This window comes from Bacillus sp. V26 (assembly GCF_034296245.1).
GTDB classification, from domain to species: Bacteria; Bacillota; Bacilli; order Bacillales; family Bacillaceae; genus Bacillus; species Bacillus halotolerans.
The window spans coordinates 1000798-1023205 of the sequence record NZ_JAXKQF010000001.1 but is presented as its reverse complement, the minus strand read 5'-3'; the positions used below and the strand labels follow the sequence as shown (position 1 = coordinate 1023205).

3 protein-coding genes are annotated in these 22408 nt (G+C 47.3%); all 3 read right to left on the bottom strand.

The genetic code is table 11. The annotated features are described in order from the left end of the window. Positions 1-68: 68 nt before the first annotated feature. Genes fenB through fenE form a run of 3 tightly spaced genes read right to left on the bottom strand, consistent with a single transcriptional unit; the run spans position 69 to position 22405 of the window. On the bottom strand, positions 69-3893 hold the full coding sequence (gene fenB, locus UJ203_RS05435) for a fengycin non-ribosomal peptide synthetase FenB (RefSeq protein ID WP_322008950.1): 3825 nt from the start codon (positions 3891-3893) through the stop codon (positions 69-71). A 28-nt stretch (positions 3894-3921) separates the two neighbouring features. After that, positions 3922-14715 (bottom strand): fengycin non-ribosomal peptide synthetase FenA, encoded by a 10794-nt coding sequence (gene fenA, locus UJ203_RS05430; protein WP_322008948.1) that lies wholly within the window; start codon positions 14713-14715, stop codon positions 3922-3924. A 25-nt stretch (positions 14716-14740) separates the two neighbouring features. Further along, positions 14741-22405, bottom strand: a complete 7665-nt coding sequence (gene fenE, locus UJ203_RS05425; protein ID WP_322008946.1) for a fengycin non-ribosomal peptide synthetase FenE — start codon at positions 22403-22405, stop codon at positions 14741-14743. Between the last annotated feature and the right edge of the window lie 3 nt (positions 22406-22408).

Genomic DNA, 22408 nt, shown 5'->3' with positions numbered 1-22408 from the left:
TCTTATGCGCGATGCTCTTGCAAAAAGAAAACCGGACAGAGATACGCTTCTGTCCGGCAAGTATTTGTTTAATGCTTATTTGGCAGCACTTTTTGAACTGAATTGATCTTGTCTAAAATATAGAGGATAATATTTGCATTCTTTTCAGCAAATTCACCTTCCAGCATGTCTTTGTGCGCGCCGTACCCGGTGTATTCGGCATAGCCTTCCTCAGCGGCGTCTTGCCATTTCTGTAATACCATAGCCCCGCTCGTTTCGGTTTGAATGCCAGCTTCAATGAAATGAATGTTTGATTTGATGCGGCCTTCATTTATTAACTGAGCCCAATATTCCTGATAACACCTTTTTTTCTGCATCACTGTTTCTCTGACTGCTTCCGGCAGGTATGCGGCTGAGTCGTCGTTTTTGGTAGCTGCTGTTATAGACTGATCCTTTTTGTAGGCGTCTACGATAATGAAGTCACTGACTTCTAATCCTTTCTGCTCCATAGCCTGTACGACCTCAAAAGCCAAGTTTCCGCCCGCGGAGTAGCCTAATAGAACGTACGGCCCTTCTGGCTGTATTTCGGTAATGCGGCTGACATATTGTTCGATGCGGCTGTCTTCCTCAATAAAATGAAAGCCATACACGGCTGCTTTGTGATTCAGCTGCAATGCCAGGTCTTTAAAATAAATCCCGAAGCCTGAAATCGGCGGGAAGCAGAACAGGTTTTTTCCGCCTTGCTGGTTCAGTTGGATCACATGCTGTTCGCCGGCCGCTGACAGCTGATTAGAATAAAGCTTTTCCGCAAGCTGGGCGATCGTCGGATTTTCGAATAAGACATCAATCGGTATATCAATATGCTGATGATGTTTAAGCATGTGTATCACTTGAAGCGCTTTTAGTGAATGTCCGCCAAGAGCGAAGAAATCATCATGTATTCCGATCGTTTTGACGCCGAGTACGCTTTTCCAAATTTGCGCCAATTCCTGTTCGACCCAGTTTCTGGGCGGTGTGAGGTCCTGACGATTTTCAGACTCGTTTTCTGGAACAGGGAGTGCGCTGCGATTGATTTTTCCGTTTCCGGTAAGCGGCATACGGTCAACCCGAACCCAGCGCTGCGGAATCATGTAGTCAGGAAGCACACGTGCCAATGCAGCGCGAATTTCCTTTTCGTTTCTGCTTTCATCACTAACATAATGCGTGTATAGCTGCGCCTCTCCATCTGTTTCCAGCAATGTAACTGCAGCTTCACGTACCCCTTCGATTTCTAACAGACGCGCTTCAATTTCAGCGGGTTCAATCCGTTTTCCGCGAATTTTAATCTGCCTGTCAATCCGGCTGATATATTCTAGGTTCCCATCAGGCAGCCACCGCGCCAAATCACCGGTACGGTATATTCTTTCTCCAGGTATGAAGGGATCAGGAGAAAATACGGCAGCTGTTACATCATCTCTGTTTAAATAGCCTTTTGCCACCCCGTCACCGCCCACACATAGCTCTCCGGGAACGCCTATTGGCAAGAGACATCCTTTTGCATCTAAGATGAAAGCGGTACAATTGCTGATCGGTTTCCCGATCGGGATAGGAGTGGCATAGTCTCTTTTAATCTCAAAAAAGGTTGAGAACGTCGTGTTTTCTGTTGGTCCATAGATATTATAAAGCGAAAGGTTCGGACACGCGCGCCTGACAGCATTTATAAGCTCAGGCGACAGCGCTTCGCCCCCGACATATAGCGTATGAAGCCTGTGAAACATATCAGCTTGAGCTTGTGCCAGCTGATTAAAAAGAGCGGTTGTCAAAAACAGCACAGTGATGTTGTTTTCAATTAAATACGCGCCAAAACGATCTGGTGACAGCATTGTTGATTTATTAATGATATGCAGAGTTGCTCCTTTTAAAAGCGCTCCAAACATTTCAAAGGTGACGGCGTCAAAGCTGATGGACCCTGTCAGGATAAACCGGTCATTTACAGAAGCTGATGTGTAATTGCTGTTGTAAACAAGGGACACGACATTGCGATTGGTAATCATGACGCCTTTAGGCCGGCCTGTCGAACCGGAAGTATACATGATGTACGCGAGATCATCCGGGCCAGTGACGATTTCCAAAGGTTTCGTATGTTCTTCAATCATCGCCTCTGCATCTGCAGAAATAAAGGTTCCTGCAAACGGTGTGTTTGGCTCCAGTCCTTTTTGAACAATCAGCATAGCGGCTTTTGTTTCGTCGAGCATATAGCTGATCCGTTCAGGCGGAAGCTCCGCGTCAAGAGGAAGGTATGTCCCCTCTGCTTTTAAAACAGCCAGTACACTAATGATGAATTCAGGAGAATGACCAGCCAAAATACCGGCTGTTCCGTTCCGGCGCAGCCCGTTTTCATACAATGTTCTGGCCAGTGCATCCGATTTTTGATCGAGTTCACGATACGAAATGGACCTATTTCCGTAAACCAGAGCTGTTTGATCTGGTGTTTTTACTGCCTGTTCGCGGAATATATCTATTACTGATTTGTTTTTCGGATACGCCGTCGAAGTGTCATTACATTGTGTTAAAATCTGCTCTTTTTCTTTCGGATCAAGAAAGGAAAAGTCTGCAACGGGAATGTCAGGGTGATCTGCAGCGGCTTGTAACGCTTGTGTCAGCTGTCTTTGGATGCAGGTCATCCAGGCAGCATCATACACGTGCGCATTATAGCTGAACTTGATGACGAGTTCATCACCGGGAGCAACAACAAGGTTGAAATTGTATCCTGACTGTTCAGACACTTTCACATTGTCTATTTGCAGAGGTGAATCAATCTGATCAGCTGAGTCAGCCATTTTTTGCTGTAACGGATAATTTTCAAAGACAATAATGTGGTCAATCAGTTCCTGTTTTAAGGCGGTGTTTGCCTGAATATCGAATAAAGGATGGCAGGTAAACGGCTCAGCGTCCAGCATATCTTGTTGACAGCGGCTGAGCAGTTCTGCAAACGTTTCTTCTTTGCCTGTTTTAACACGAACCGGAACTGTATTGATAAACAATCCGATCATTGACTCAACACCCGGAATTTCAGATGGTCTGCCTGAAACGACCGCGCCAAAAACGACATCGTCCGTTCGGTTGTAGCGCTGGAGCATGACACCCCAGACCGTTTGAATAAAGGTGGCAAGCGTGACGCCTGTTTGTTTGGCTGTCTCTTTTAGCTTGTCCGTCAGCTTTTGATGTAGAGTGAAAATTAATTCTTCACGGTAATACCCTTCTTTTGCTTCTCTGTCCGTCACCCGAGGCAGCTGTGAGGGGGTGCTGTAGTTTTTCAGATAAGCACGCCAGTAGTCTGCTGCCGTTTCTTTGTCTTGTTTTGTCAGCCAAGAAATATAGGTGCTGTAGGGACGAACAGGCTCCAAAGCAAGGTGATTTCCTGTTTGGATAGATTGATAGATTTGCATAAATTCCTGCAGAATGATTCCGAGACACCAGCCGTCCATTAAGATGTGATGATGGCTCCAGACACAGACATGCTCATTTTCCGCTGTTTTGAGCAGAGAAATCCGCATCAGCATGTCTTTTTGCAAATCAAACCCTTTTTTCTTATCTTTCTCCTTAAACTGTTCAATATAATCATTCTGCTCATTCGTTTGCAGGCTGGAAATGTCCTCAGTGTGCAAATGGAATTTCCGTTCTGTCATCACGACCTGCCGAGGCCCCGATAGATTGGGGACGTGCGGCAGAAATACAGTCCTGAAAATATCATGGCGGTCGATGATGGCTTGAATACTGCGCTGAAACATCTCATAGCTAAGACTTCCTTTTATCGTAAAGAGCGACTGCTCAACATAAGCTCCCTCCTCTTTATGGAGGAAGGAATGAAACAGCATTCCCTCCTGCATATGACTCAGAGGATAAATATTCTTGATTTTTTTGGTTTTAACCATATCGCCTGCACCTTTCTATACGGTTTCATTAGTGAAAACTGAGCATATCAGCGATTTCTTGTAGCGCGTCCTCGGTCAGTTCATGATCATCAAAATCGCTGATGGTTTTTTCTGTTTCTGTTTTGTTCAGACAGTGATCAATCAGCTTCAGTAAATAGTGATGGCAATTCTCACAAAGCTGTGCGATTGTTTTATGCTGGAAACGGGATGTTTCATACGTCATGTTGACTGTCATTTTTCCTTCTGCTGCCATCGCACTGATGTCAAGCGTTTGCTCACGGTTCCAAGAAGTGCTGATATCTTCTCCGGTCCCGAGCGGAGAAAACGAGAAGGTGTTTTCATCAGGCGCTTCAGTTGTACGGCGGTTTTCAAATTGACCCAGATAGTTGAAGCTGATGTCCGCCGTGCCGGTGAAATCGACGTCAGTTTTCTCAGGCGGGGTCAAATATTTGAGTACACCGTAGCCGAATCCTTTGTCCGGAACGCGTCTCAGTGTATCTTTTGTTGTTTTTAACACATGAACCAAGTATTCTTCTTGATCCTTGTCGGTCAAGTCTGAATCTAGTTTGACGAATAATGGATAAATGGCGGTAAACCATCCAACCGTGCGGCTGACATCTATGCCGTCTAACACATCCTCGCGTCCGTGGCTTTCTAATGACAATTTGACGGCGGATTGTTTTGTCCAATCCCGCAAAGCTAGAATCACGGAAGCCAGCAGCATATCTTGCGTATCTGTGTTATATGTGCTGTTGACATGTTTTAAAAGCGCCTCCGTCTCTTTTGTATTTAGAGAGAATGAAACTGTATCCCGTTTTCTCTCATTTGCCGTTTGAGCGTCCATTTGATCAAACGGCAGTGCTTTTGCTTGATACTCTTCAGCTTCGCGCCAATATGCGAGCTGTTTCATAAGCTGACGGCTTTCAGCATAGTCAGCGAGTTTTTCCGTATATGCTTTGAAAGAGCTTGTTTTAGGCGGCAAATCAATGCCGTCTCCGTTTACAGCCTGACGGTATCCGGTTGCCAAATCCTCCAGCAGGACACGCCATGAGACGCCGTCAACGATGAAGTGATGAGCCGTTAGGAACAAAAAGTCTCCGTCATCTGTACGGAAAAGTCCGGCCTGCAATAGCGGCCCTTTTTCCAAATCTATGTTCTGCTGAATGTCACGTACATGATGTTTAATCAGAGATTCATATTCATTAACTTCTGAACCTTTAAGATTGATGATCTGAAGGCTGTACAGCGCGTCGTCTGAATGACTGACCGGCCGATTATATTGAACCCATTTGCTTTGCTCAGACTGTGTGAACACCATTCGCAGCGCATCGTGGTGGATTGTGATGGCTTTTAACGTTTTGCGCAGCGCGTCTTCTTGAACGGAGGTGCTCCGATGCAGCATAACAGATTGATTAAAATGGTGTTTCTCTTTTATATCTTGAGAAAGGAACCATTTCTGAACAGGTGACCACTGTACTTCTCCCTCAACCGGAGCTTGGCTGGCACTAGTATCGGAATCACGGATATATGCTGCCAGTTCTTTAATTGTCGGATGACTGAATAAATCTTTAACCGACATTTGTTTCCCTATTCGATGAAGCCGTGCTGACACCTGTAACGCTTTAATGGAATCTCCTCCGAGCTCAAAGAACGAATCATCAATTCCGATTTTCTCTGCACCGAGCACTTCACCCCATATATCTGCCAGTTTTTGTTCCATCTCGCTGTTCGGTGCATGGAATGTACGTACTGGATTGAATGCCGGTTCTGGAAGTGCCCGGCGATCCAGCTTGCCATTTGGTGACAAAGGAAGCGAGTCCATCGTTTGAATAAACGCCGGCATCATATATAAAGGCAGCTGTTTTTTTAATTCGGCACGCAGCATTTCTGTATTAAAGTCTTGCTCTGCCACAATGTAAGCACATAATTCGGTTTGAGCAGGCGCTGTTTCGCGAGCAAGGACAACAGCCTCTTTTACTCCGCTTATACGGCGGATAACCGATTCAATTTCTTTCGTTTCTACACGGTGGCCCCTGATTTTGACTTGATCGTCCATTCGTCCTAAGTATTCGATTGTACCGTCTGCCATCCATCTGGCTGCGTCACCTGTTCGGTACATGCGTTTTTCGGGCTGGAATGGGTACTGAACGAACGTTTTTGCTGTCAGTTCCGGAAGATTGACGTACCCTCTCGCAAGCCCTGTTCCTGCTATGCAAAGCTCGCCGGCAACTCCGATTGGCTGAAGCTGATCCCCGTTTAAAATCAGCACTTCAGTATTGTCGATCGGCCGGCCGATGCATACGTTTTTCTGCCGTTCCATATGTCTCATAGCTGTGGTTGCCACACTGTTTTCTGTCGGCCCATATTCATTTGCTAGCTCTGTATTCGGGCATATTGCCATGCTGCGGTCTATCAATTCCCGGTCAGCTGCTTCTCCTGCAAGCGTGACTACCCTAAGCGTCTTCGCATCTTCCGGCTGTATGACGTCCAAAAGTGCCCGATATAAAACAGGGACGATAATCATATGTGTAATCCGATGATGAGATAGATCATGCTTAATGGACAAAATATCTTTCGCTTCGTTTTCATCAGGCAGCACTGTCTTTGCACCTGACAAAAGCGGTGTGAACATACTTGTTAAAAAGCCGTCAAACGAAAAAGAAAAGAGCTGAAGGACTGTGTCTGTCTCATTCAAAGCATAAGCATTTCGCCGCCACTGCAGGGTGTTGGCTATTCCTTTATGCTCAACCATCACGCCTTTTGGCTGGCCTGTCGTTCCTGAAGTGTAAATGATATAAGCCAAATGCTGAGGGCGTGACACTTGAGGAAGCGGTGATCCGTCGTATGTCTCCGCGGTCTCTATAGCGAATATCTCACCTTCAAAATCTTCAAGTGCTTCTTGCTCCACAGCAGGTAAAGTGATAAGCAGTTTGGTTCGGCTGTCGCCGAGTATATAGCGTTTCCGTTCCGCCGGGTATTCCGGATCAATCGGGACATAACAGCCGCCGGCTTTCCAAACGCCCAGAATGGCTGCAATCATGCTGAATGAACGAGGCATCATAATTCCGACTGGTGTGTCCGGTTTAACCCCGCGGTCTCGAAGGGCCCATGCAATGCCATTGGACCATTCGTCCAGTTCCTGATAGGTGAGCGTGTTTTCTCTGCTGACAAGTGCAGGAGCATTCGGAGTCAGCGCTGCTTGTTTTTCAAACAGCTGATCGATTGTTTGGACTTTATGTTCATTTTCTTGCCCGCTGTTAAACTCATTCAACAGTTTGTTTCGCTCTTCATGAGTCAGAATGTCGATATTGTTAAGAAGTGTGTTCGGATTTTTGACGATATGGCTCAGCAAATTTGTCAGATGATATGTCCATTGTTTTATCGTTGCTTTTTGAAAAAGCGAAGTTGAATATTCAAATTGCAAATGAATTTGCTCGTCACCTTCAGAAGCCTGCAATGTGATATCAAACTTAGAAACATGATGAGAAACGCCGGTCGGCTGAAGTTGTATGTCATCCAGCTCCAAAGTCTGTTGCTCTGTATTTTGAACGACTAACATCGCATCAAACACTGGATTTCGGCTCATATCCCTTGTTACGCCGAGCTTGTCGACAAGCTCTTCGAACGGATAATCCTGATGTTCGTAAGCTTCCAAGGCAGTCTCACGCACTTCCTGCAAAAATTGCGCAAACGGCTTCCCGCCCTCCGGGCGTGCCCGAAGCGCCAGGGTGTTGACGAACATTCCAAGTATCGGCTCAAGGTCTTTGTGAGGACGTCCGGCAATTGGTGACCCGACGATGATGTCTTCCTGTCCGCTTAAGCGCGCCAATAACGCTGTGTAAGCTGCCAGGAGCACCATGTACAGGGTGCTTCCGTTCTCGCGTGCGAGTTTGTGAAGCCCGGCTGTGAGTTCTTGATCGAGCGTAAATGAGACTTGATCACCCGCGAAGCTTCGCACCGGCGGCCGGGCGTAATCAGCCGGCAGGTCCAGTACGGGCAGCTCGCCTTCGAGCTGCTTCAGCCAGTACGCCTCCTGCGTCTTGTACGTGTCTCCTTTTTTAAAGGCCTCCTGCCATACGGCATAGTCTTTATATTGAATGTGAAGCGCAGGTAGCTCTTGATTGGCGTACAGCTCCCCGAATTCCCGAATGAGCGTATTGACTGAAACACCGTCTGAAATAATGTGATGCATATCGACCAGTAATAGATGCCGCCCGTCTGATACCTTGACGATCCCCGCTCGGAACAGCGGAGCTTGGCTGAGATCAAACGGCTGGATAAACGCTGCCGCGGCTTCCTGTTCAGTTTGTCCGCCGAGCACAGAGGTGCGGAATGTAAACGGCACTTCGTCATGGATGCGCTGAACCGGCTCGCCGTCTGTGTCCGTTGTAAAGGACGTGCGCAGTGACTCGTGGCGTTTGATCAGCTTTTTGAATACGGCATCCATTCTTGTAAGATCCAGCTTTCCTTCCAGCTCCAAGACTGCCGGCATATTGTAGCCTGTGCCTCCATCCTCCAGCTGCTGGAGCACATACATCCGCTTTTGGGCGGAGGAAACCGGGTAGGTCTCGCGTTTTTCAGCCGGCTTCATGGCTTCATACGGACTTTCCGTTCCTTCGCTGATGACAGAAGCCAAACCTTCTACCGTCGGATGGGAAAACACATCCTTCAGCGGCACTTGGACGCCGAATTCCTTGGCGATCCGGGAGACAAGCGCGGTGGCTTTTAAGGAATGGCCGCCCCGGTCAAAAAAGTTGTCGTGAATGCCGACAGGTCCGCTTTTCAGCACTTCCTCCCACAGCTGGGAAAGCTTCATCTCTGTCAGGTTTCTCGGCGCTGTGTAGGTTTCCCGATCTGCCGCTCCGTCAGGAGCAGGCAGCGCTTTTCGGTCGAGCTTTCCGCTCGGGGTAACCGGCCATTGTTCCATCTCAATGATATGGACAGGAATCATGTAGCCCGGAAGCAATGTCTCAAGCTGCTTGCGCACTTCATTTCTGCCGAGTCCTTCCGCATACGCACATAATTCCGGCTCGCCGCTTTCTGTACGAACGGTTACAGCGGCTTCCCGCACGCCTTCAATGCTTCTGAGTGCGGCTTCGATTTCTCCCGGCTCAATCCGATAGCCGCGGATTTTTACCTGGTCATCCAGACGGCCGAGGAATTCAACCTGTCCGTCTGGGAGCCAGCGCGCCAAATCACCCGTTTTGTACATGCGTTCACCCGGATAAAATGGATCATCAAGAAAACGTTCTTCTGTTAATTGCGGACGATTCAAGTAGCCTCTGGCGACGCCGGCTCCGGCGATGTACAATTCTCCGATACATCCAGCAGGCAGCATCCTCTGCTTCTGGTTCAGAATATACAATCTGACATGATGAATAGGTTTGCCAATGGGAATGCGGTCAAGTTTTTCATCCAGCGGGCAATCAAAGTATGCCGCTTCTACAGTAGCTTCGGTAGGCCCATAGGAATTGGTTAATGTAACATCTGGAAGCAATTCACAGAACCGAGAGACAAGATGTGCCCCCAGCTGTTCGCCTCCAGAAAACACCCTCTTCAGCCTGTTCGTTTTGATCGGTACAGGGCCATTTTTTAGATATTCTAAAAACGCATGAAGCATAGAAGGCACAAAATGCATCGCTGTAATCTGCTGTTCTTCTATGACCTTCAATATCATATCCGGTTCTTTTTCGCCTCCTTGAGAAAGCAGATAAACAGAGGCGCCGGCATACGGCCACCAAAACAGCTCCCATATCGAAGCATCGAAGGAATACGACGTTTTATGCAAAATGACGTCCGACTGGTTCATAGGATAGCGGAGCTGAAGGGAATTTAAAAAATTCACTGCAGATTGATGCTCAACCTGTACACCCTTAGGTCTTCCAGTAGAGCCGGATGTATAAATCATATAGGCTAAAGAATCCGGATAGACTTCAACATTTGGATTGGACAGACGACGTTTCAGCCCGCTGTTTAATTGACTGAGATGAACGATTTCTCCATCAAAAGCCGGAATGTCTAGATTGTCAGATTGAATAAGGAGAATGCCAGCATCGCTGTCCTTCAGCAAAAAGCGGATCCGTTCCTCTGGATAATCCGGGTCAATAGGAAGATAAGCGCCGCCTGCTTTTAGAATCGCATAAATCCCGATCAGCATTTCAGGGGAACGCCTTCCCATAATGGCAACAGTCGTTTCGGCTTTTACTCCGCGGTCGATCAGCTCCCAGGCTACACGGTTAGCCTGTTCGTTCAATTCCTTGTAGGTTATCTCTCCGGCTTCAACGATCACGGCCGGTTGGTCAGGTGTTTTTGCCGCTTGCTGTTCGAGTGCATGGTGCAGGGTCTGTTTCAACGGATAGCCTGTCCCTTCAAGCGGCTGGCATGAGTCAATGAAAGACCTTTCTTCTAAAGTCAGGATCGGGATATCGTCCAATTCCATGTCAGGACTGGAAGCTGTGTTTTCCACAAGTGTCGTAAAAAGGTCGGCCCACCTTTGAACGGTATCTTCTTCAAACAAAGCGGTACTGTATTCAAATTGACAGTACAGCTCAGCTTCATGCTCCGTGACATACAGGGAAATATCGAACTTAGATATCGGATGCTGCAAATCGTTCCATCTGAGCAGCAAATCATTCATTTTCAGCGTTTGCTTTTCCATATTTTGCAGTACAAGTGTTGTATCAAACAGCGGATTCCGGCTCATTTCCCGCTGCACACCGAGTTGATCAACCAGCTCTTCAAACGGATAATCCTGATGCTCATAGGCTTCCAGTGCAGTCTGCTTGACTTCCTTGAGAAAATCCGTAAATGTCTTATTGCCGGCTGGGTGCGTCCGGAGCGCTAATGTATTGACGAACATGCCAAGGACCGCTTCAAGATCGGAATGCGAGCGCCCGGCAATAGGCGAACCGATCACGATGTCTTCCTGACCGCTTAACCGCGACAAAAAAGCTGAATACAATGCGAGTAGCGTCATGTACAGCGTGCTCTCATTTTTGCGGGCTAGCTGCTTCAGGCGGGACGTGATTTCTTCATTCATTTGAAATAAAACTTTGCCGCCTGTGAAATTCCGTTCTGCCGGTCGGCGCTTGTCTGTTGGGAGCTCGAGCACCGGCAGCTCACCGCTAAACTGTCTCAGCCAGTAAGTCTCCTGCTTTTTGTATGTGTCTCCCTTTTGAAATTCCTGCTGCCAAACGGCGTAATCTTTATATTGGATTCGTAACGGCTTAAGCGCCCGATTTGCATAACGCTCAGTGAATTCGCGGATTAAAAGCTGAACGGATACACCATCGGAAATGATATGATGCATGTCCACCAGCAGTAAATGCTTCTCGTTCGCCAGTTTCACAAGGCCAGCTCTGAATAACGGCGCTTGACTGAGGTCAAATGGACGGACAAATCCAGCAGCAGAGGCTTCTTCACTTAACGTAAACGGAACCTCACTGTGAATACGCTGTACGGGCTCGGCATCTTCTCCCGGCACAAAGGACGTTCGAAGCGGCTCATGCCGGCTGATCAGTTCCTTGAATACAGCAGCCAGTTTTTCGCGATCAAGCTTCCCTTCCAGTTCTAAAACTGCCGGCATGTTGTAGCCGACACCGCCATTATCTAGATGCTGGAGCACGTACATCCGCTTTTGAGCTGATGATACTGGGTACGTCGGTTGTTCTTTTGCCTGTGCAATTGACGAAAAGGGATTTTCCTCTGCATGTCGAATAATGAGAGCCAATCCTTCCACTGTCGGATGGGCAAATACGTCCTTCAGCGGGACTTGAACATGAAATTCCTTGGCGATTCGCGACACAAGCACCGTTGCTTTTAACGAGTGTCCGCCGCGGTCAAAAAAGTTGTCGTGAATGCCGATCGAGGCTTCCTTCAGCACATCTTCAAACAGCTGCGAAAGCTTTACCTCTAACAGGTTCCGCGGAGCAGCGTATGTATTACTGCTGATTGAAGCTTCCGGTTCTGGAAGAGCTGATTGATCGACTTTTCCGTTCGGCGTCAAAGGAATGCTGTCAACCCTGACCCATTTGGCCGGAATCATATATTCTGGGAGCTCATTTGCCAGATATTGTCGCAAAGCCGAGGAATCCAGCCTGTGCATACTGCAATAATAAGCGCATAACTCATGTTCTTCACCTTGATTTTGCCGGATAAGAATAGCAGCTTCTTTGACCTCTGGATGCTTCATTAACGCGATTTCTATTTCTTGCGGCTCGATTCGATAACCTCTGATTTTCACTTGATCGTCGGCTCGACCGATATATTCAAAGCTGCCGTCTTCACGAATTCTCGCTACATCTCCGGTTCGGTACATGACCGCTCCGGGCCTGAAGGGATCGGGTAAAAATTTCTCTCGCGTCAGTTTATCGTTATTGGTATAACCTCTGGCGACACTTGAACCGGAAATATATAGTTCTCCTGATACCCCCCGGGGCTGCAGCTGTTTTTGGCGATTTAAAATATACAGATCAGTACAATCAATCGGTTTTCCGATCGGAGGAAACTCCGGAATTTGGTCACCCGGATATATGGTATATGCCGATACTACATGAGTTTCTGAAGGTCCATAATGATTGTGCAAGTACATGCTGCGCTGGCGTAAAACATCTTGGAGAAGACTGGAAACGATTAATTGCTCACCGGCTGTAATCAGGTGTTTTACATCATGAGGAAACGCGTTCGCAAATTCCTGTTCGCTGAAAATCATTTTGATAAAAGCCGTTGGGAGAAACACAATAGTCGTCTGATGCTCTTTTATAAATGCAAACAGCTGAGGTACGTCTCTTTTTATAGCTTCTGGCACGATATGAAGTGTGCCGCCTCCCAGCAATGTTGAAAATATTTCTTGATAGCAGACGTCAAAGGCAGGAGTTGCAAATTGCAAAACATCATTTTCAAAGTCAATGCCAGAGCGAGTGAATTCGAACTGCAGCAAGTTCGCCATATTTCGATGTTCAAATTGAACGCCTTTTGGTTTTCCTGTTGTGCCTGATGTGTAAATCATATAGAGCAGATCGTCAGCACTATTCACTGAATGTAAGCAGCTGCTGTCTTCGATTTGAGTATCTTCCATATAGGTAACATTCAGGCCAGTCTCAAGCAAAGGTGCAAAACGCGCTTGTGAAACGACATGAGAGCAGCCGCTGTCATTCAGAATATTATGGATTCTGTCAGACGGATAATGGGGATCGATTGGAACAATGGCGCCTCCAGCCTTCAATATACCGAGAACACCTATAATGAACTCAGTTGAGCGTTCCATCATGATTGCGACAGGTTCCTGCCTCATAATGCCTTTATTCCGCAAATGCCGTGCCAATCTGTTGGCGGATTCGTTCAATTCTTTATAGGTCAGAGAATGCGCTTGATCAATCACAGCCCGCGCGTCAGGCGTCTTTTCTGCCTGTTTTTCAAACATGGCATGGATGGTTTCGTAAACGGGTTTGCGATCTTTGATTTCCCCAATCAGCTGCAGCTTTTCAGTGTCTGTTGTGATATCGATGTCTTCGGGTGAGAGATGCGGATGATCTAAGATTTGGGAAACAGTGTTCAAAAGATGCTCCTTAACAGAAAGCACAAAGGATCGGTCATGCAGTGCTGCATCATAGCTCATTTTTATATGGATTTCTTCCGCTGGCGCCACCATAAGATAAAAGCTGTAATTGGTTTCATCCGCCACTGTGAAGTCATGAATCTGAAAAAGATCTGAATCGTGCTCCTGGCTGTTCAGCATTTCTATTTCTTTCTGGACCGGATAGTTTTCAAATACAAGAATGTGATCAATCAAACCTTGTTTGACTGCTGAACGGGACTGTATCTCGTATAGAGGATGGTAGCTGTATGCTTCTGCAGCAAGGCGATCCTTTTGCATGTCTTTTACGAGCTGTAAAAATGGCGTTTTTGATCCATGCAGCCGTATGGGAATCGTGTTGATGAAAAGCCCGACCATTTGTTCAATTCCTTCAATGTCTGAGGGCCTTCCTGAAATGACAGAACCGAATACCGCGTCATCACTATTGTTATATTTTTGAAGAAGAATTCCCCATAGGGTATGGAAAATTGTACTGAGTGTGACTTCTTCTCTTACGGCAAGCTCTGACAGCCTGCTGCTGTCTTCTTTTGAAAATGAAAATGTAATTTGCTCCTGCCTGCTTGTGCTCTTTGTTTTTTTCTGCTTCGGGAGCAAGGTTTGCTGCTCAATGCCGGAAAGATAATTGTCCCAATAGGAAACAGCTTTCTCTTTATCTTGCTCCACCAGCCAATTGATATAAGTTCCGTATGGCTGAACGGGCTCCAATGATAATGGAGCCCCTTTTATTTTTGATGCATAAATCTGAAGGAATTCTTTTAGTACTATGCCGAGGCACCAGCCGTCCATCATGATGTGGTGAAAGGTCCAAATACAAGTATATTGCCGCTTTCCGGTTCGAATAAGTGTGATGCGCATGAGCATATCTTTTTGCAGATGAAACCCTTTGGCGCGGTCCTTTTCTTTTATTTGTTTGACAAACGCAGATTGGTCCGCTTCATCTAAATGAGCAATGTCCTCCTCCTGTACACTGACAGTCCGTTCCCTCAGGACAACCTGCTGAGGTGAAGAGACATTTTGGCTGATGAAAATCGTTCTGAAAATGTCATGTCTTGCTACTAAAGCATTGATGCTCTCTTGGAAAAACTGCAAATTGACTTCGCCCTCTATTGTAAAAGAGGCTTGTTCAACATATGCCCGTGAATCTTTTTGCAGGAGGGAATGAAAGAGCATTCCTTCCTGCATATAAGACAGCGGATAAATATCCTGAATTGAATTCGCTTTTGTCATGTTCATATCTCCCTGTCACGATTTTCTACAAGTCTTCCACCAAGCTGGATATACTGTCCAAATCCTCTGCCGTTAATGATTGGCTGCTGAAATCGCTCAGCGTCTTTTCTGTGTTCTGTTTTTCAGAACAGTGTTTCATAATATCCTGCAAATAGCATTCAATCATGTTGATGAGCCGCTCCATTGTACCCCTGTGAAACTGTGCCGGCGGATAGCTGAGCTGAAAATGAAGCCGATTTTCAGCTGCCATTGCACTCATCTCAATAAGCTGCTCCCGCTTCCAAGTAGGAGTGATGTCCTTACCGCTCCCAAGACCGGATGGGCGGAAACGGTCTTGACTTTCTATGTCGTTGAACTGCCCTAAATAGTTAAAGCCGATTTCAGGTGTTTTTGAAAACACCATGCTTTTATGTTCGGGAGGTGTAAGATATTTCAACATGCCGTACCCTACCCCTTTGTTCGGTATCCGGCCCAATGTATCTTTCACGGTTTTAACTGCGGCTCCAAACTCATCCGCTTGATTTTCAAAGTCAATAAGGACGGGGTAAATGGATGTAAACCAGCCAACCGTGCGGCTGATGTCTAAATCCGGCAGAATGTGTTCTCTTCCGTGTCCCTCCATTGCCAAACGGAGCTTGCTGCCCCCTGTCCAGTCACAAATTGCTAATGAAGCCGCCGTCAAAAGAATATCTTGTGTATCTGTGCCATAAGCGTGGTTTACTTTTTGCAGCAAGACCGCGGAGTCTGCTTCAGTGAGTGAAAAGCGCAATGTTTCCCTTTCACTGCTGTTCCTATTCTCCATATAAGGCATTTCATATGGCAGTTCCGCTGCTTTTTCCTCTTCAACCGTCCGCCAGTACGTTTCCTCGCGAATCAGCTTGCTGCTTTGGGCATAATCTTGAATTCGCCGTGCGTATTCCTGATAGGAATCTGTTTTAGGCGGAAGCTGTATAGCCTGTCCTGAAGCTGCTTGATGATATGCCGCTGACAGGTCCTCCAGTAAAATTCTCCATGATACCCCATCAACGACCAAATGATGAATCGTGAGAAATAAATAATCTCCGGACAGCGTGTTAAACCAAGCGGCATGCAGTAATGGTCCTTGTTGGAGATTGATACTTTGCTGAAGATTTGCCACTTCTTCTTTAATGCTCGTTTCCCAATCGATTCCCTGATCTGAAAAATCAGAAACCCTTAAGCTGTACAGTTTGGATTCATGAATATCTTGGTTGATTTGCATTTGTTGTCCGCTATCATCCCGATAAATCATCCGCAGGGCATCATGATGCTCTGCCAGTTTTTTTAATGATGCTCGCAGTGCATTTTCCGACAAACAATCAGGGCTAAACAGCATGACAGACTGGTTAAAATGGTGTCTTTCTTCTATATCCTGAGAGAGGAACCAATGCTGAATAGGTGTCCATGGAACAGCTCCCTGAACAGATCCTTGGTCTATTACTCTTTCTGTCTTCCGGATGACTGGTGATAAATCTTTTATTTTGGGATGGCGGAATAAATCGCTTGCATGCAAGCTCCATCCATAACGTCCGAGGCGCGCGGATACTTGAAGAGCCTTAATTGAATCTCCGCCTAGTTCAAAAAACGAATCTTCTATTCCGATCCTCTGTGTCCCGAGAACCTCCTGCCATATGATCGCAAGCTGTTCTTCAAGGTCATTTCGAGGCGGGACGTACGTTTGTTTAGATGTAATATCTGGTTCAGGCAGTGCTTTTCGGTTCAATTTTCCGTTGGCAGTGAGCGGGAGAGCATCCATTTCTATCACATAGGCTGGCATCATATAGCCTGGCAGCATTTGAGAAAGGTGAGTACGCACTTGTTCAGCATCTGTACTCTCTTTCACGCTTATATAGGCGTAAAGCTCCTTGCTGCCTAATTGTCCTGTTCGCGCCAATACGGCTGCTTCTTTGACACCGTCTATATGACGAAGCGCTGATTCAATCTCACCGAGCTCAACCCGGTACCCCCTTATTTTTACCTGATCATCGACACGGCCTACATATTCAATTGTGCCGTCCGGTAGCCAGCGTGCCAGATCACCGGTGCGGTACATTTGTTCGCCGGGCGCAAATGGATTTGGCACAAATTTCTCTTTCGTCAGGTCTGGTCGACCAAGATAGCCTCTTGCCACACCATCTCCGCCGACACACAGTTCACCGACAGCTCCGATCGGCTGCAGCATTCCCCATTTATTTAAGATAAATGCGGTTGAATTACCAATCGGCCGGCCGATCGGAATAGAATGTTCATACAGTTTTTCAATGTGAAAACAAGTCGAAAATGTTGTATTCTCAGTCGGCCCATATCCGTTCCAGATTGACAATGCCGGGCATGCTTGCTTGATTCGATTGACATGACTGACTGACAGAGCTTCTCCGCCAATAATCAGATTTATGAGCCGGGAAAATATTTTCTCATTCTGTTCTGTTAAATGGTTGAAAAGAGATGCTGTCAGCCACATTGTAGTGATTCCGTTTTGTTCTATGTATCTCTTAAGCTGATGGGAATCCAGAAATGTTTCTTTATCTGTGAGATGCAAAGCAGCGCCATTTAGCAGCGGCCCGAGTATTTCAAATGTAACGACATCAAAACCGAGTGAAGAAGTCAGCAGAAGTCGGTCTTCAGGTGTAAATTCAATGTAATTGCTGTTTTTGACAAGACGGATCACACTTCGCTGCTCAATCATGACACCCTTCGGTTTGCCGGTTGATCCTGAGGTATAGATGATATAAGCGAGTGAATGTGGCCCTGCTGGAGATTCAAAGTTCTTCGTTTCTCCTTGTCCTTGAATCTCTTCGATGACGATTTTCTCACATTTAAGCTCTAAGTCTAATCGTTGATTGTTTGCTTTTTCAGATTGAAGGAGTATTTTTGCACCGCTGTCAGACAGCATATATGATATTCGGTCAGCGGGAAGATCCTTAGCAATAGGCAGATAGGCTCCTCCAGCTTTCAAAATGCCGAGCATTCCTGCTGCAATTTCTGGAGTTCGTGTTGTTAATAATGCAACTACAGTTTCAGGTCCGACTCCTTTTCTCCGAAGAACAGCAGCAATCCTGTTTGCCCGGATGTTCAGCTCCTTGTACGTTAATGTTTGTTCATCGCCGGCCACAGCTATGGCATCAGGCGTTTGTGCAGCCTGTAACTCAAACAGCCTGCTGATGGTTTCATGTCTCGGATACTCTCTTTTTGTGCAGTTGAGTTCATGGATAAGGAAATGGGTTTCATTCTCGTCCAATACATGTATTGTTCCAAGTGCTGCTTCGCTGTCTTGGATGATGGCGCGCAGCATATTCATTAAATATTGAAGCCACATTTCAATCGTATTTTTCTGATAGAGATCAGTGCTATATTCCATTTGAAACATCATAGATCCATTAGCTTCCTCGTACGCATACAGGGTTAAATCGAACTTTGATACTTGATGTTCCACATTTGTTGCGGGCCGGAGACACAGGTCCTTCAGCTGCATGGATTCTTGGTCCATATTCTGAAGCACAAACATCACATCAAACAGCGGATTTCGGCTCATATCCCTCGTCATGCCGAGCTTGTCGACAAGCTCTTCGAACGGATAATCCTGATGTTCATAAGCTTCCAATGCAGTCTCACGCACTTCCTGCAAAAATTGTGCAAATGGCTTCTCGCCCTCCGGGCGTGTCCGAAGCGCCAGGGTGTTGACGAACATTCCAAGTATCGGCTCAAGGTCTTTGTGAGGACGTCCGGCAATTGGTGACCCGACGATGATGTCTTCCTGTCCGCTTAAGCGCGCCAATAACGCTGTGTAAGCTGCCAGGAGCACCATGTACAGGGTGCTTCCGTTCTCGCGTGCGAGTTTGTGAAGCCCAGCTGTGAGTTCTTGATCGAGCGTAAATGAGACTTGATCACCCGCGAAGCTTCGCACCGGCGGCCGGGCGTAATCAGCCGGCAGGTCCAGTACGGGCAGCTCGCCTTCGAGCTGCTTCAGCCAGTACGCCTCCTGCGTCTTGTACGTGTCTCCTTTTTTAAAGGCTTCCTGCCATACGGCATAGTCTTTATATTGAATGTGAAGCGCAGGTAGCTCTTGATTGGCGTACAGCTCCCCGAATTCCCGAATGAGCGTATTGACTGACACACCGTCTGAAATAATGTGATGCATATCGACCAGTAATAGATGCCGCCCGTCTGATACCTTGACGATCCCCGCCCGGAACAGCGGAGCTTGGCTGAGATCAAACGGCTGGATAAACGCTGCCGCGGCTTCCTGTTCAGTTTGTCCGCCGAGCACAGAGGTGTGGAATGTAAACGGCACTTCGTCATGGATGCGCTGAACCGGCTCGCCGCCTGTGTCCGTTGTAAAGGACGTGCGCAGTGACTCGTGGCGTTTGATCAGCTTTTTGAATACGGCCTCCATTCTTGTAAGATCCAGCTTTCCTTCCAGCTCCAAGACTGCCGGCATATTGTAGCCTGTGCCTCCATCCTCCAGCTGCTGGAGCACATACATCCGCTTTTGGGCGGAGGAAACCGGGTAGGTCTCGCGTTTTTCAGCCGGCTTAATGGCTTCATACGGACTTTCCGTTCCTTCGCTGATGACAGAAGCCAAACCTTCTACCGTCGGATGGGCGAACACATCCTTCAGCGGCACTTGGACACCGAATTCCTTGGCGATCCGGGAGACAAGCGCGGTGGCTTTTAAGGAATGGCCGCCCCGGTCAAAAAAGTTGTCGTGAATGCCGACAGGTCCGCTTTTCAGCACTTCCTCCCACAGCTGGGAAAGCTTCATCTCTGTCAGGTTTCTCGGCGCTGTGTAGGTTTCCCGATCTGCCGCTCCGTCAGGAGCAGGCAGCGCTTTTCGGTCGAGCTTTCCGCTCGGGGTAACCGGCCATTGTTCCATCTCAATGATATGGACAGGAATCATGTAGCCCGGAAGCAATGTCTCAAGCTGCTTGCGCACTTCATTTCTTCCGAGCCCTTCCGCATACGCACATAATTCCGTCTCGCCGCTTTCTGTACGAACGGTTACAGCGGCTTCCCGCACGCCTTCAATGCTTCTGAGTGCGGCTTCGATTTCTCCCGGCTCAATCCGATAGCCGCGGATTTTTACCTGGTCATCCAGACGGCCGAGGAATTCAACCTGTCCGTCTGGGAGCCAGCGCGCCAAATCACCCGTTTTGTACATGCGTTCACCCGGATAAAATGGATCATCAAGAAAACGTTCTTCTGTTAATTGCGGACGATTCAAGTAGCCTCTGGCGACGCCGGCTCCGGCGATGTACAATTCTCCCGCTACGCCGACAGGCTGTACGGCTAAATGAGGATCTAATACATACAGACGCGCGCCAGGCACGGGTTTTCCGATCGGAAGGCGCAAGCGATCCTTGTCCAGCTTAGGATCACACGCGTAAAATGCCGCATCAACGGTTGCTTCTGTCGGCCCGTAGCCGTGAACCAGCGATGTCTCCGGCAGCAAAGAAGCGAAACGGGCTGCCGTATGGGGTGCCAGCGGTTCACCTCCGGCGAATACACGCTTCAGGCTTCTCGGTGCCTCTATTTCCGCTTGATCCAAAAAGCTGTTCAGCATGGCCGGAATAAAATGAGCCGTTGTAACGCCTTCCTCTCGAATGGCTTTTACCATCAATGCCGGATCTTTCTCCCAGCCGGACGGAAGAAGATAGGCCGAAGCACCTGAAAGCGTCCACCAAAACAGCTGCCAGACAGATGCATCAAAGGAAAAAGACGTTTTCATCATAATGATGTCGTCTTCCTCTAAAGGAAACTGCATCTGCATGCCGGTCAGAAAGGAAACCGCCTGGCGGTGCTCCACGGCGACCCCTTTCGGCTGTCCAGTGGAGCCCGACGTATAGATCACATAGGCGAGAGAATCGCTGTCCGTTTGATGAAGAGAGTGATATTCAGATTCTTCATTCGCAAGAGCCGTCATATCCACTTCAAGTGTCTTTCCGGAAAAATCAGGTGCCTTTAATCCCGGCTGCGTCAGCAACAATGCTGCCCCGCTGTCTTTCAGCATATAGCTCAGCCGTTCCTCTGGATATGCAGGATCGAGAGGAACATAAGCTCCGCCTGCCTTTAAAACGGCGAGAACGGCTGTCAGCATGTCCGGCGAACGCTCGCTTAGAACACCGACAATGCTTTCCTTCGTGACACCATGCGCCGTAAGGCGCGCTGCCAGCCTGTTGGCGTACATGTCAAGCTGCGCGTAAGTCAGCGAGCCGCCAGAAAAGCGCAAAGCCGTCCGATCCGGCGTCAAAGCCGCCTGACATTCAAACAGCCCGTGCAGCGTCGGAGCTAACGCTGAAACAGCTCCCGTCGTATTATATTCAGCAACCATTTTCTGTGTTTTGTCTTTATCTAGTAACGTCATCTTTGAAACAGGAAGAGAAGGATCAGAGATGACAGCCGAAATCATATGCTGTAAATAATCTTTTATCTCAGCCATTATGCCAGGCTCATATAAACCTGTATGAAAATTGATGCGCACGAACAATGTGCGGCCTGGAATCACTTTGACGCTGCATCCATAATTAGTCTCCTCCGCCATCGCAAAGTTTTCCACTGAGAAACCGAACGATCCAGTCTGGTTCAGTCCTTCAATTTCTTGCTGGGTCGGCACGTTTTCAAACACGATAATATGATCAATGAGCTCTTGTTTAAGAGCACTCTGTGCTTGAATGTCATATAGAGGGAAATAGCTGTATGCTTCTGCTTCAGTCATTTCCTTTTGCATCCGGCTGACCAGGCCAGAGAAAGAAAGAGCTTTGCTTTGGACCCGGATGGGAATGGTATTGATAAAAAGGCCGACTATATTTTCTACATCCTCCAGCTCAGAGGGCCTGCCTGAGACGACTGATCCGAACACGGCATCGTCACAGCGATTGAATTTTTGCAGCAAAATCCCCCACAAAGCTTGGAAAACGGTGTTAAGCGTTGCACCGGATGCTGCTGCGATTTTCTGCAAATCGGATGTTTCTTTTTCAGAGATGGTAAACGTGACCTGCTGTAATTCACCTTCTGATACTTGCTCGTTTCTTTTTGGCAAAGAAGAAGCTTTCTCGAAATGCTGCAGCCGCTTTTTCCAATATGCAGCTGCCTCTTCACGATCCTGCTGCATCAGCCATTTAATATACGTTCCGTACGGCTGAACTGGCTGCAAATATGGAAGCCGCCCTTCTCCCAGCGCTTGATAAATGTGGAGAAAGTCTTTGATGATGATGCCTAAGCACCATCCGTCCATTAAAATATGGTGATGGCTCCAGATGCACACGTAACGCTCAGGCGCCCATTTTAAAACGGATATTCTCATCAGTACATCCGACTGAAGATCAAAGCCCCTTTTTTTATCTCGTTCCTTGAATGCTTCTGTACAATGTTCTTTGTCTCTCTCATTAAGATGAGAAATATCTTCAAAATGAACATGGCAAGGACGGTTTTTAAGCACCACCTGACGAGGCTTGGCTACATTTTTGTAGATAAAAGTCGTTCGAAAGATTTCATACCTGTCAAAAACAGCGTCCATACTTTTCTGGAAACGGTCTAAGTCAAGCTGCCCATTGATTGTAAAAGACGCCTGTTCAAAATAAGCTCTCGACTGTTCATCATACAGCGAATGAAAAAGCATCCCCTCCTGCATAAAAGACAAGGGATATATATCCTGTATTTCGGGTTGCTGCGGCATCAA